Annotated in this window: 10 protein-coding genes; 8 read left to right on the top strand and 2 right to left on the bottom strand. The window is 74.9% G+C overall.

The window, feature by feature from the left end:
* Positions 1-214 precede the first annotated feature (214 nt).
* The 4 genes from GC722_RS05560 to GC722_RS05545 are packed head-to-tail and all read left to right on the top strand — an operon-like array spanning position 215 to position 4,847.
* On the top strand, positions 215-2,113 hold the full coding sequence (locus tag GC722_RS05560) for a glycogen debranching N-terminal domain-containing protein (RefSeq protein ID WP_156608606.1): 1,899 nt from the start codon (positions 215-217) through the stop codon (positions 2,111-2,113).
* 9 nt (positions 2,114-2,122) lie between these two features.
* Complete coding sequence (locus tag GC722_RS05555; RefSeq protein ID WP_331714411.1) at positions 2,123-2,881, top strand: metallophosphoesterase family protein; 759 nt, start codon at positions 2,123-2,125, stop codon at positions 2,879-2,881.
* Positions 2,882-2,933: 52 nt separating this feature from the next.
* Complete coding sequence (locus tag GC722_RS05550) at positions 2,934-3,848, top strand: NADP-dependent oxidoreductase (protein ID WP_331714410.1); 915 nt, start codon at positions 2,934-2,936, stop codon at positions 3,846-3,848.
* A 48-nt stretch (positions 3,849-3,896) separates the two neighbouring features.
* The gene (locus GC722_RS05545) at positions 3,897-4,847 is read left to right on the top strand and encodes a PfkB family carbohydrate kinase (protein WP_156608604.1); all 951 of its coding nucleotides are present in this window, start codon (positions 3,897-3,899) and stop codon (positions 4,845-4,847) included.
* A 37-nt stretch (positions 4,848-4,884) separates the two neighbouring features.
* Here GC722_RS05545 and GC722_RS05540 read toward each other — a convergent pair whose 3' ends face one another.
* Entirely contained in the window at positions 4,885-5,916 is a 1,032-nt protein-coding gene (locus GC722_RS05540) for a LacI family DNA-binding transcriptional regulator (RefSeq protein ID WP_197429830.1), read from the bottom strand.
* Positions 5,917-6,030: 114 nt separating this feature from the next.
* Here GC722_RS05540 and GC722_RS05535 point away from each other — a divergent pair, with 114 nt between their 5' ends.
* From GC722_RS05535 to GC722_RS05520, 4 genes are read left to right on the top strand one after another with little or no spacing between them, the layout of a single operon-like run.
* On the top strand, positions 6,031-7,302 hold the full coding sequence (locus GC722_RS05535; RefSeq protein ID WP_156608600.1) for an ABC transporter substrate-binding protein: 1,272 nt from the start codon (positions 6,031-6,033) through the stop codon (positions 7,300-7,302).
* Positions 7,299-8,267, top strand: a complete 969-nt coding sequence (locus GC722_RS05530) for a carbohydrate ABC transporter permease (RefSeq protein ID WP_331714409.1) — start codon at positions 7,299-7,301, stop codon at positions 8,265-8,267. Before GC722_RS05535 ends, GC722_RS05530 begins: the two co-directional genes overlap by 4 nt.
* Before the next feature lie 2 nt (positions 8,268-8,269).
* Positions 8,270-9,178 (top strand): carbohydrate ABC transporter permease, encoded by a 909-nt coding sequence (locus GC722_RS05525; protein WP_156608598.1) that lies wholly within the window; start codon positions 8,270-8,272, stop codon positions 9,176-9,178.
* Position 9,179: 1 nt separating this feature from the next.
* Positions 9,180-11,537, top strand: coding sequence for an FAD-dependent oxidoreductase (locus GC722_RS05520; protein ID WP_156608596.1), 2,358 nt, complete (start codon positions 9,180-9,182; stop codon positions 11,535-11,537).
* Here the strand turns inward: GC722_RS05520 and GC722_RS05515 are convergent.
* A complete protein-coding gene (locus GC722_RS05515; RefSeq protein ID WP_331714408.1) occupies positions 11,501-12,433 on the bottom strand; it encodes a LysR family transcriptional regulator in 933 nt (310 codons plus the stop codon). The two genes, GC722_RS05520 and GC722_RS05515, sit on opposite strands and share 37 nt — an antisense overlap.
* Between the last annotated feature and the right edge of the window lie 27 nt (positions 12,434-12,460).

Here is a 12,460-nt window from a genome sequence, read left to right as displayed (position 1 = left end):
GCCGGCGGCGGAGCGCGACGGTCGGCCGGTCGGCCGTGCCGGGTGGGAGAAAACCCGCACGACCGGAGAGCGCCCGCCCGCGGACCCGGGCGGGGAGCGGCCCGCGCGGGAGGCCGTGCGCGGTCGTGCGGGTTTTCTCCCGCCGGCCCCGCCCGCCCCCACCGGGTCCGCGGGCGGCTGCGATCATGGCCCTGCCGACCGGAGGAGCCCGCCGATGAGCCGCCCGCTGCAACCCCTGCTGCACGACGAGCTGGTGGTGCTCCGCGCGCCCGCCCAGGTCTGGTCCGGCCGCAGCGGCGAGGCCGGCCGGGCCACCGTCCACGGGGCCTACCTCGGCGACACCCGCTACCTGCGGGCGCTGTGGCTGCGGGTGGACGGGCTGCCCCCCGAGGCGGTCGCCGCGGTCCCCACCGGGGCGTCGGGGATCCGCTTCGAGGGCGTGCTGCGCACCCTGGGCGAAGGCGGCGGTCCGGACGTCCGGGTGCAGGTCGGCCGCGAGGTCGCCGAGGACGGCTTCGCCGAGCGGGTGCGGCTGGTGTCGCGGCTGCGGCGGCCGGTGGAGGTCGTGGTCGAGCTGTCGGTGGTCCCCGACGCGACGTCGATGGACCAGATCCGCGTCGGCGCGCCCGGGCCCGACGCCACTGACGTCGAGGTCGGCGGGGACGCGGCCCGCTGGCGGTCGGCCGGGATCGCCGTGTCGCTGCGGGCCGAGGGCGCCCGGGTCGACCTCGAGGTGGACACCGTGACCGCGCGCTGGGAGGTCACGGTGCCGGCCGGCGGGCAGGTGGAGGTCGGGATGGAGGTGCACGCCGACTCCCCCGGCGCCGTCGTGGTGGGTCCGGGCCGGCCGGCCCGGTTCGCCCGCCCGGAACCGGCGCCCGGCGACGACCGGCTGGCCCGCTGGCTCGACCGGGCGCTGGCCGACGTCGAGGCGCTGCGGCTGCGCCGCCCCGGCTCGGACGACGTCTTCGTGGCCGCCGGGGCGCCCTGGTTCCTCACCCTGTTCGGCCGCGACTCGCTGTGGACGGCCCGGTTCCTGCTGCCCCTGGACACCGACCTGGAGCTGGCCGGCGGGACGCTGCGCGTGCTGGCCGGTCTGCAGGGCACGCGGAGCGACCCCGCCACCGCCGAGCAGCCCGGCAAGATCATGCACGAGCTGCGCCAGCAGACGCTCACCGTGGCGGCCGAGGGTCTGCGCCTGCCGCCGCTGTACTACGGCACCGTCGACGCGACCGCGCTGTGGGTGTGCCTGCTGCACGACGCCTGGCGGTGGGGACTGCCCGAGGAGCAGGTGCAGGCGCTGCTGCCCGCCCTGGAGGCCGCGCTCACCTGGCTGCGCGAGCACGGCGACGCCGACGGGGACCAGCTGCTGGAGTACGTGGACGAGAGCGGGCACGGGCTGGCCAACCAGGGCTGGAAGGACAGCGCCGACAGCGTCCAGGACCGGGCGGGCAGGCTGGCCCGGGGACCCATCGCGCTGTGCGAGGTGCAGGCCTACGCCCACGAGGCTGCGGTGCACGGCGCCGACCTGCTGGACCGGTTCGGACGTCCCGGCGCGGCGGCGGCCCGGGAGTGGGCGGCGGCGCTGGCCGAGCGGTTCCGCTCCCGGTTCTGGGTCTCCGACGCCGAGGGCCGCTACCCCGCCATCGCCCTGGACGCCGCCAAGCGTCCGGTGGACGCGCTCAGCAGCAACATCGGGCACCTGCTGGGCACGGGGCTGCTGGACGCCGAGGAGGAACGGCTGGTGGCGCGGCGGCTGTTCAGCCCGGTGCTGGCGGACGGCTACGGGCTGCGGACGCTGGCCGCGGACGCCGCCGGCTTCTGGCCGCTGTCCTACCACTGCGGCTCGGTGTGGACCCACGACACCGCCATCGCCGTCGTCGGGCTGGCCCGGGCCGGGTTCGCCGCCGAGGCGGCGCAGCTCGCCGACGGGCTGCTGGCCGCGGCGCCCGCCTTCGACCACCGGATGCCCGAGCTGCACGGCGGTGACGCGCGGGCCGCCTCCTCCCGGCCGGTCCCCTACCCGGCGGCCTGCTTCCCGCAGGCCTGGTCGGCGGCCGCGGCGGTGGCCGTCTGGGCGGCCACGCACGGGGTGCGACCGCCCCGGGGCTAGGGTGCCCGGGTGGGTGAGCGGATCGCGGTGCTGTCGGACGTCCACGGGAACCTGACCGCCTACCGGGCGGTGCTGGACGACATAGAGCGCCGAGGCATCCGCCGGGTGCTCAACCTGGGCGACGTGGCGGGCAAGGGGCCGCGCGGTGCCGCCTGCGTCGAGCTCACCCGGGAGCGGTGCGAGACGACCGTGCGCGGCAACTGGGACACCTTCCTCACCGCCCCGGCCGAGGCGCTGTGGCCGTCGGCGCGGTGGTGGCGCGACGAGCTGGAGGCCGAGCAGCTGGCCTGGCTGGCCGCGCTGCCCGGCAGCACCGACCTGCTGCTGAGCGGGCGCCGGATCCGGCTGGTGCACGCCTCGGCCACCAGCGAGCTGGTCCGCGTGCACCGCGACCACAGCCCCGAGGAGTTCGAGGCCATGTTCGCCGTCACCGACTTCACCGCCGGCAGCCCGGTCCCCGACGTGGTCGGCTACGGCGACATCCACGAGGCCTACGTCGAGGTGCACGGCGAGCGGACGCTGTTCAACACCGGCAGCGTCGGGAACGCGCTGGACGAGCCCACCGCCGTCTACGCCGTGCTCGAGGGCGTGGCGGACTCCGCCGCGCCGGCGCCCTTCGCGCTCTCCTTCGTCCGCGTCCCCTACGACGTCGAGGCCGAGATCGCGGTGGCGGAGGCGCTCGGGATGCCCGAGACCGAGGCCTACGCGATCGAGCTGCGCACCGCGGTCTACCGCGGCCGGCACGCGGCGCTCGGTCTCACCGGCTGAGCCCGCCCGGAATAGTCCTCGCGGCCCTCCGGTTGGCCCGGACGTGCGAGCAGTGAGCTATTCGGAGTACGGAGACGTCGACGTCCTGACGGTGGGTGACCTGCCGGAGCCCAGGTTCGGCCCGAGCGAGGTCCTGGTGGAGGTGCGCCGCGCCTCGGTGAACCCGGTGGACTGGAAGCTGATGGCCGGTGGGCTGGACGCCATGATGGAGGTGCAGTTCCCCGTCGTGCCGGGCTGGGACGTGGCCGGTGTCGTCCGGGCGGTCGGCCCCGACACCCCGGAGTTCTCGGTCGGCGACGAGGTGCTGGCCTACGCCCGCAAGGACTGGGTCCACGGCGGCACCTTCGCCGAGCTGGTGACCGTGCCCGTGCGGGCGCTGGCCCGCAAGCCCGCCGAGCTGGGCTGGGACGCCGCCGCGGCGCTGCCGCTGGCCGGGCAGACCGCCTACCGGACCCTGAAGCGGCTGGGTGTGGGCAGCGGGGACACGGTGCTGGTGCACGCCGCGGCCGGCGGCGTCGGCCTGCTGGGGGTGCAGATCGCCCGCGAGCTGGGCGCCACCGTGATCGGCACCGCCTCGGAGGCCAACCACGACCGGCTACGCGAGCTCGGGGTGACGCCGGTGACCTACGGCGACGGGCTGGTCGAGCGGGTCCGGGAGCTCGCTCCCGACGGGGTCGACGCCGTGGCCGACTTCGTCGGCGGGGTGCGGGAGCAGACCCTGGCCGTGCTGGCCGACGGCGGCCGCCACGCCTCCGTGGCCGACCCCGGCGTGACCGAGCACGGCGGCACCTGGGTGTGGGTCCGCCCCGACGGGGCCGAGCTGCAGGAGCTGGCCGACCTGGCCGCCCGCGGCGCCCTGCAGGTCGACGTCGCGGGACGCTACGGGTTGGACGAGGTGGCCGACGCCTTCCGCCGCAGCCAGCAGGGCCACGTCCGCGGCAAGCTGGTCATCACCGTCAGCGACTGACCCGGTCGCTCTGGGCCGGGGCCGGCTGCCCGGCAGGAAGGAGCAGACGTGGTGGAGCCGTCCTCCGGCCGCTTCGTCGTGGTCGGGCAGGTCGCCCGCGACCTGGTGCTGCAGCTCGACGCCCTCCCCGGTCCCGGGCAGAGCACGACCGTCGACGGGCGCTCGGAGCTGCTCGGCGGCAAGGGCGCCAACATCGCCGTGGGGCTGGCCCAGCTCGGCGCCCCCGTCGACCTCGTCGGCGTGGTGGGCGAGGACACGGTGGGCCGCTGGCTGGTCGAGCAGGTGCGGCGGGACGGCATCGGCGCCGCGGCGTTCACCACCCGGGCCGGCACCGCGTCGGCGCTGATGGTGGACGCCGTGACCGGGGACGCCCAGCGCCACCAGCTCGAGTCGGTCCCGGACGAGGTGCTGCTCGACGTGGCGGACGTGGTCGCCGCCCGGCCCGTGCTGGCGGAGGCCACCACGCTGGTGCTGCAGCAGCAGCAGCCGGCGCAGGCCCTGCTGGCGGCCGCCGCGGCCGTGGACCGGGGACGCTGCCGGGTGGTGCTCGACGGGGTCGCCGAGGACGAGCGGCTCCGCGAGGAGCTGCTGGGCCGGGCCCACGTGGTGCGGATGGACGCCACCGAGACCGCGATCCTGGCCGGGCACCCGGTGGAGGACCCGGGCACGGCCCTCGACGTCGCCCGCCGGCTGCAGCGGCGCGGTCCGCGGGTGGTGGCCGTCGCGCTGGACGGGGTCGGCGACCTGGTCGTCGCCGACGACCGGGCCCACCTCGTCCCCTACGGCGACGCCACGGTGGTCGACACCACCGGCGCCGGTGACGCCTTCGTGGCCGCGCTCGCCTGGGCGCTCGCCGACGACCTGCCTGCCGAGCTGGCCGCCCGGACGGCCGCCGCGGCCGCCGGCCTCACCGTCGGTCACGCCGGAGGCCGGCCCCGGCTGTCCGCCGAGCGGGTGCGCCAGCAGGCCGACCGGCTGACCGCCCGGCAGCTGCGCTGACGCCGCGCCGGAGGCGCGACCGGGGCCGGAGCAGCCGTCATCGCGGCTCGGGCGGCGGTCCGCCGGTGCTCTCCCGCACGACCAGCCGGTGGCCGACGGTGAGCCCCTCGATCTCGCCGCCGTGCTCGATGCGGTGCAGCAGCCGGGTCACGGCGGCCTCGGCGACGGCGTCGACGTCGGGGGCCACCGAGGTGAGGGTCGGGTTGGCGTAGCGGCCGTCCTCGATGTCGTCCCAGCCCAGCACGGCGACGTCGTCGGGCACGCGCAGCCCGGCGAGCCGCAGCCCGTGCATCGCCCCCAGCGCCACGGTGTCGACGGCGCAGACCAGCGCGTCCACGTCGGTGCCGGCGGCGAGCAGCCGCCGCACGGCCGCCAGACCGCTGGCCCGGTCGTAGTGGTCGACGCCGACGACGTGCTCGGCGGGCACCTCCAGCCCGGCGGCGGCCATCGCGGCCCGGAAGCCCTGCTCGCGCAGGAACCCGGTGCCGTGCGGCCGGCCGGTGCTGCCGACGAAGGCCAGCCGGCGGCGTCCCTGCTGCAGCAGGTGCTCGACCGCCTCCCGGGCCGAGCCGGCGTTGTCGATCACCACCTGGTTGGCCTCCGAGCCGCCCTCGCGCTCGCCGATGAGGATGGTGGGGATGGCGCGGGCGCAGGAGCGCACCGTCTCGGGGTCGAGCGTGACCGGCATGAAGACGATCCCGTCGGCGAAGTGCAGCCGGGTCCCGCGCGCCACCTCCTCCTCCCGCTCCGGGTCCCCGCGGGTCTCCTGGATCACCACCAGGTGGTCGTGGCGACGGGCGTTCTCGATGATGCGGGTCGCCAGCTCGCCGAAGTAGGGCATGGTCGTCTCGGGGATGGCCAGGGCCAGCACCCGGGTCCGGCCCTCCTGCAGCTGGCGGGCGAACAGGTTGGTGCGGTAGCCGAGCGCGTCGATGGCCTCCTGCACCCGCGCCCTCGTCTGCGGCCGCACGTTGTCGCGGCCGTGGATGACGTTGGTGACGGTCTTCCAGGAGACCCCCGCCCGTTCGGCGACGTCCTTGATGCTGGGGCGTCCATGGGCTGCAGGCACCGTCACCTCCGTGGGGCTCGACTCGTCGGATTCTGCCGGACCTCTTGCGCACCGCAACCGGCTCCGTCATTCTAACGTTAGACGTTCTAACGTTAGACCTCACAAAGGAGTGACATGCAGATCACCCGCCGCACCCTGCTCGGGGTGGGCACCGGAACCGTCGCGGCCCTGGCTGCCGCAGGGTGCGGCGTGGGCGCCGCACCGAGCGCCTCCACCCCGGGCAGCCTGCGGGCGACCTGGTGGGGAGGCGACTCCGAGAACGGCGCGCTCAACGCCGCCCTCGACCGCTACACCGAGCGCACCGGCCTGCAGGTGCAGCGCGAGTCGCTGCCCTGGGACGGCTACTGGGACAAGCTGGCCACGCAGACCGCCGCCCGCAACGCGCCGGACCTGATCATGCAGGCCGGCAGCCAGATCCCCGACTACGCCGACCGCGGCGCCCTGCTCGACCTGTCCTCGCTGTCCGACCTCGACCCGTCGGTGGTGGACGAGGGCCTGCGCAGCTTCGGCGCGGTCGAGGACCAGCTGTTCGGGGTGGTCGCCGCCGCCAACGCCACCGGCCTGGTGAGCAGCGACGAGGTGGTCGAGGAGGCCGGGATCACCGTCCCCGAGCAGGCCTGGAGCTGGGACGAGCTGGCCGAGCTGGCGGACGAGGCCCACCGCGGTCTCGGCGACGACCGCTGGGGCGTGGCCGACGCGGGTGGGGACCTGATCGCCTTCATCCTCTACGTCCGCGACAGCGGCAAGGAGTTCTACGCCGACGACGGCACCCTGAACGCCACCCCCGAGGAGCTCACCGCCTGGCTGACGCTGTGGCACGAGCTGCGGGCCAGCGGCGGCGCGCCGCCCCCCGACGTCACCGCCGAGGGCGCCGGCTCGCTGCCCAGCAGCCCGCTGGGCCAGCACCGGGTGGCGATGGGGCTGGCCTGGACGCAGGACTTCGTCGCGCTGGCCGCGCTGGACGACCGCCCGCGCAGCATCTCGCTGCCCCCGCACAGCACCGAGAACCCGAGCCTGTGGATGAACGCGGCGAGCCTGTGGTCGGTCTCGGCCACGTCGCCCAGCAGCGCCGCCGCCGGCGAGCTGATCAGCTACCTGCTCACCGACACCGAGGCCATCACCGACCTCGGGGTGCGGCTGGGCATGCCGCCCACCCAGGCAGCCCGCGACCAGCTGGCCGGCAGCCTCGACCCCGCCCCGCAGGCCGCGATGGACTACATGAGCCTGGTCGCCACCACCTCCCGACCGCTGAACCGGCTGTGGCCCAGCGGCTTCGCCGAGCTGCGCACGCTGCTGTCGGAGATCAACGAGGCGGTGGCCTTCGAGAGCAGCAGCATCTCCGCCGGCGTGGAGCAGTTCTTCCAGGCGGCGGAGTCGGGCGAGTGAGCCTGGCCGTCCAGCGCGGGGCCCAGACCCCGGGGGCGTCGGCGGCCGGGCCCCGCCGGCGCCCCGTCGCGCGGCTCCGGCGCCGGCGGGAGGCCGTCACCGGCTACGCCTTCCTGCTCCCCTGGTTCGTCGGCCTGGTCGGGCTGGTGGTGGGACCGATGGCCATGTCGGCCTACCTGTCCTTCACCGAGTACGACCTGTTCACCGACGCCCGCTGGGTGGGGCTGGAGAACTACCGCCAGATCCTCACCGCCGACCCCGACTTCCGCCAGTCGCTCACCGTCACGGTGGTCTACGTGGTGGTGTCGGTGCCGCTGCGGCTGGCGCTCGCCCTCGGGCTGGCGCTGCTGATGAACCGGGCGCTGCGCGGCATCAGCGTCTACCGGGCGGTGATGTACCTGCCCTCGCTGCTGGGCGGCAGCGTCGCGGTGGCCCTGCTGTGGCGCCAGCTGTTCGGCCGCGACGGCGCGGTCAACCAGCTGCTCGCGCTGGTGGGCGTCGAGGGCCGGAACTGGATCGCCACCCCCGACACCGCCCTGAGCACCATCGTCGTGCTGGCCGTCTGGCAGTTCGGCTCGCCGATGATCATCTTCCTGGCCGGGCTGCAGAACCTGCCGCCGGAGCTGCACGAGGCGGCGACGGTGGACGGCGCCGGGCGGTGGCGACGCTTCCTCTGGATCACCCTGCCGCTGCTGACCCCGATCATCTTCTTCAACCTGATCATGCAGACGATCACCGCCTTCCAGGCCTTCACGCCGTCGTTCATCATCAGCAACGGCACCGGCGGGCCGGTCGGCTCGACCCTCTTCTACACGCTGTACCTGTACCAGCGGGCGTTCACCGAGTTCGACATGGGCTACGCCTCGGCGCTGGCCTGGATCCTGGTCGCGGTCATCGCCACCGTGACGGCGGTCAACTTCATCGCCTCCCGCCGCTGGGTCTTCTACTCCGACGAAGGACGATGACGATGGCCCTGCTGACGCGCCCCGGCCCGCTGCCCGTGACGGCTCCCACCGACCCGCCGCCGGAGCGGACCGCGGGCCGGACCTCCACCGTCCGACGGGTGCTGCTGCACCTGCTGCTGATCGCGGTCTGCGCGCTGACCGCCTACCCGCTGCTGTGGATGCTGCGGAGCAGCCTGGTGCCGACCGAGGAGATCTTCTCCAGCCCCTCGGTCGTCCCCACCACCGTGGACTGGGCGAACTACCCGGCCGGCTGGGAGGCCAACCCGCCCGGGATGGGACGGTTCCTGCTCAACTCGCTGGTGGTCTGCCTCGGGGCCGTGGTGGGCAACCTCGTGGCCTGCACGCTGACCGCCTACGCCTTCGCCCGGCTGCGCTTCCCGCTGCGCCGGCTGTGGTTCGCGCTGATGCTGGCCACCGTGATGCTGCCCGCGCACGCCACGCTGATCCCCCAGTACTCCCTGTTCACCGCCCTGGGGTGGGTGAACACCTACCTGCCGCTGATCGTGCCGAAGTTCCTGGCCACCGACGCCTTCTTCATCTTCCTGCTGGTCCAGTTCATGCGCAGCATCCCCCGCGAGCTGGACGAGGCGGCCGAGATCGACGGCTGCGGCCACGTCGGCATCTTCACCCGGATCATCCTGCCGCTGACCACCCCCGCCCTGGCCACCACGGCGGTGTTCACCTTCATCTGGACCTACGAGGACTTCATGGGCCCGCTCATCTACCTCAGCGACCTCAACAGCTACACGGTCCCGCTGGGGCTGCGGATGTTCGTCAACAGCATGGGCGAGTCCTCCTACGGCCAGCTGTTCGCGATGTCGGTGCTCAGCCTGGTGCCCGTCTTCGTCGTCTTCGTTCTCTTCCAGCGCCGGCTCATCGCCGGCATCGCCACCACCGGACTCAAGGGCTGACATGCACACCACCCCGACCACCACCCGTTCCGAGCACCACGACCTCGTCGTCTGCGGCGGCGGCCTCGCCGGCTTCACCGCCGCCGTGTCCGCGGCCCGCCTCGGCATCACCGTCTGCCTCGTGCAGGACCGCCCCGTGCTGGGCGGCAACAGCTCCTCGGAGGTCCGTGTCGTCCCCCGCGGCAGCACCACCTACCACGCCTGGGCCCGCGAGGGCGGCGTGCTGGCCGAGGCCATGGTGGGCGAGCGCGCCCGCAACCACGAGCCGATCTTCGAGAACGGCTGGACCAACAGCGTCTGGGACCTCGAGCTGTACGACATCTGCCAGCGCACCCCCGGGCTGACCCTGCACCTCAACACCGTCGTCGAGGGCGTCACGGTGGAGGACGGCAGCATCACCACGGTGCACTGCTGGACGCCCTCGGCCGAGACCCGGATCGACATCTCCGGGCGCACCTTCCTCGACGCCACCGGCGACGGCGTGGTGGCCTTCCGGGCCGGCTGCGAGATCCGGCAGGGCACCGAGGGCTTCGAGGAGTTCGGCGAGCCGCACGCCCCGGCGCAGGCCACCGACGAGGTGATGGGCAACTCGCTGCACTTCAAGACCAAGGACGTCGGCCGTCCGGTGGAGTACCAGCTGCCCGAGTGGGCCCACAGCTACGACGACCCCGACTTCTTCTACACCGGCGGCAGGCGCCCCCACGACGTCCGCGGCGGCTTCTGGTGGATCGAGCTGGGCACGCCGTGGGACACCATCGCCGACGCCGAGGTGCTGCGCCACGAGCTGACGCGCCACACCCTGGGCGTGTGGGACTGGATGAAGAACAAGGACCCCGCGCTGCGCGGCAAGGTCGAGAACCTGGCCCTGGACTGGATCGGCCAGGTGCCGGGCAAGCGGGAGAGCCGGCGGATCATGGGCCTGCACCTGATGACCGAGCACGACCTGCTCGACGAGGAGGGGCCCGCCGACGAGGTGGCCTACGGCGGCTGGAACATCGACCTGCACACCCCCGGCGGTCTGCTCGCCGCCACCAGCGAGCCGACGGCCGCCGAGGGGTACGTGCTGACCGGGCAGGCCTCCAGCCGGGCCTACGTGGGCCCCTTCGGGATCCCGCTGCGCAGCCTCATCGCCAAGGACGTGGACAACCTGCTGATGGCCGGGCGCAACGTCTCGGCCACCCACGTGGCCCTCGGGTCGGTGCGGGTGCAGTCGACCACGGCGCTGATGGGCCAGGCCGCGGGGACCGCGGCGGCGCTGGCGCTGCGCCACGACGTGCCGCTGCACAAGGTGCCGGTGGACCTGATCGGCGAGGTGCAGCAGCAGCTGCTCCGCGACGGGGTGCACCTGCCGCACGTGCTGCCCGCCGACGACGCCGACCTGGCCCGGCGGGCCACGGCCAGCGCGACCTCGAGCTGCCTGTTCGAGGGCGCCGGACCGGAGGACCGCTGGCCCGACGCCGGCCTGGGTGAGCACCGCCGGTTCGCCGTCGACGACCTCCCCCAGCGGCGCGGCCAGTGGCTGCCCGTCGAGGTGGGGCCCGATGCGGCCGGGCTGCGGCAGGTGTCGGTGCTGCTGCGCAACCGCACCGACCGGACCCGCGAGGTGGCGGCCCACCTGGTCGACGTCCGCCACGTCTGGGACTACCGGGTCGACCCCGCCACGGTGCTGGCCAGCACCACCCTGCGGGTGCCGCCGGGTGAGCACTGGGTGAGCTGGCCGGTGGACCTCGACCCGCAGCGGGTGCAGCGCGGCGCCGACGGGCCCGTCAGCTACCTGCGGCTGGACCTGGAGGCGGTCGAGGACGTCGAGTGGCCGCGCGCCGGCCGGGTGCTGCCCGGTTCGGTGTCGGCGTTCGAGATGGCGCCCGGGCGGATGCGCCGCTACGACGACGGCGTCACCATGAGCGTGCGGGTCGAGCCCGCGCAGCGGGTGCACCCGGCGGGCGCCGCCGTCTCGGGGGCGGCCCGACCCGGCGCGGCGCCGAACCTGTGGCTGTCTGGGGCCGACGACCCGGCGCCCGCGCTGACCCTGGAGTGGCCGGAGCCGGTGCGGCTCGGCTCGCTGCGGGTGACCTTCCCGGGGCACCAGCTCCGCGAGTACGACCGGACCCCGCCGCTGTGGAAGGACCCGCAGGTGGCCCGCGACTACGACGTCGAGGTGCTGGGGCGCGACGGCGGCTGGCAGCCGGCGCTGCGCGTCCGCGACAACATCCAGCCGCACCGGGTGCACCGGCTGGACTCCCCGGTGACCACCACGGCGCTGCGGCTGCGGGTGCTGAGCACCCACGGCGATCCCTGCGCGGGGGTCCACGAGCTGCGCTGCTACGCCCCCGAGGAGGACCGGGCCGAGCTGGACTGAGCCACGGCCACCAGGTCGCGCACGGGTCCGGCCGGCGGCTCGCCGCCGCCGACCCAGACCGCCCGGAAGGTCCGGGTCAGGTCGAGGCCGGTGGTGGGGACGACCACCAGCGCCCCGGTGGCGAGCTCGTGGGCCACGGTGCGGCGGCTCAGGAAGGCCGGCCCGCTGCCCGCCCGGACGGCCTCCCGGGCGCCGGTGGAGGTGGTCACCTCCACCGCCGGCGGCGCCAGCCGCAGCCCGTGGGCGGCGAGGGCCCGGTCCACGACCTCGCGGGTCCCCGACCCGGCCTCGCGGCTGGTCAGGCTCAGCCCGGCCAGCTGCGCCGGCTGCAGCGGTCGCCGTCGGCGGGCGAGCGGGTCGTCGCGGGCGACCACCAGCACCAGCTCGTCGGTGACCAGGTCGCGGCTGGCGAGCTGGTGCGGGACGTCGGCGCCCTCGACGAAACCCACGTCGGCGCGTCCCTCGGAGACGGCGGCCACCACGGCCTGGCTGTTGGTGGCGGTCAGGCTGACCGACAGCCCCGGACGACGCTGGCGTACGCCGGCCAGCCAGCCGGGCAGCAGGTGCTCGGCGATGGTCATGCTGGCCGCCACCCGCACCTCGCGGTCGCGGTGGTCGCGCAACGTGGCCAGCGCGGCGTCGACCTCGCCGGCGACCTGCAGCAGCCGGACCGCCCACTCGGTCACCACCGTCCCCGCCTCGGTCAGCTCCGAGCCCCGGGCGGCGCGGCGCAGCAGCGGCACGCCCACCTGCCGCTCGACCGCCCGCAGCCGCTCCGAGGCGGCCTGCTGGCTGATCCCCACCTCCCGCGCCGCGGCGCCGATGCTCCCCCGCCGGGCCACCGCGACCAGCAGCGCCAACGCGTCGAGGTCGGGCAGCCGGCTGCTGGGAGTCACAGGCGGAGACTAGTCCAGCCACAGGGC

Source organism: Auraticoccus cholistanensis, assembly GCF_009742705.1.
Lineage (GTDB): Bacteria > Actinomycetota > Actinomycetes > Propionibacteriales > Propionibacteriaceae > Auraticoccus > Auraticoccus cholistanensis.
This window is presented reverse-complemented; position numbering and strand designations above follow the sequence as displayed.

What these genes read in the sequence shown, in the direction of transcription:
- GC722_RS05560 (WP_156608606.1), top strand. Translation starts at nt 215, where the DNA reads ATGAGCCGCCCGCTGCAACCCCTGCTGCACGACGAGCTGGTGGTGCTC.
- GC722_RS05535 (WP_156608600.1), top strand. Translation starts at nt 6,031, where the DNA reads ATGCAGATCACCCGCCGCACCCTGCTCGGGGTGGGCACCGGAACCGTC.
- GC722_RS05525 (WP_156608598.1), top strand. Translation starts at nt 8,270, where the DNA reads ATGGCCCTGCTGACGCGCCCCGGCCCGCTGCCCGTGACGGCTCCCACC.
- GC722_RS05520 (WP_156608596.1), top strand. Translation starts at nt 9,180, where the DNA reads ATGCACACCACCCCGACCACCACCCGTTCCGAGCACCACGACCTCGTC.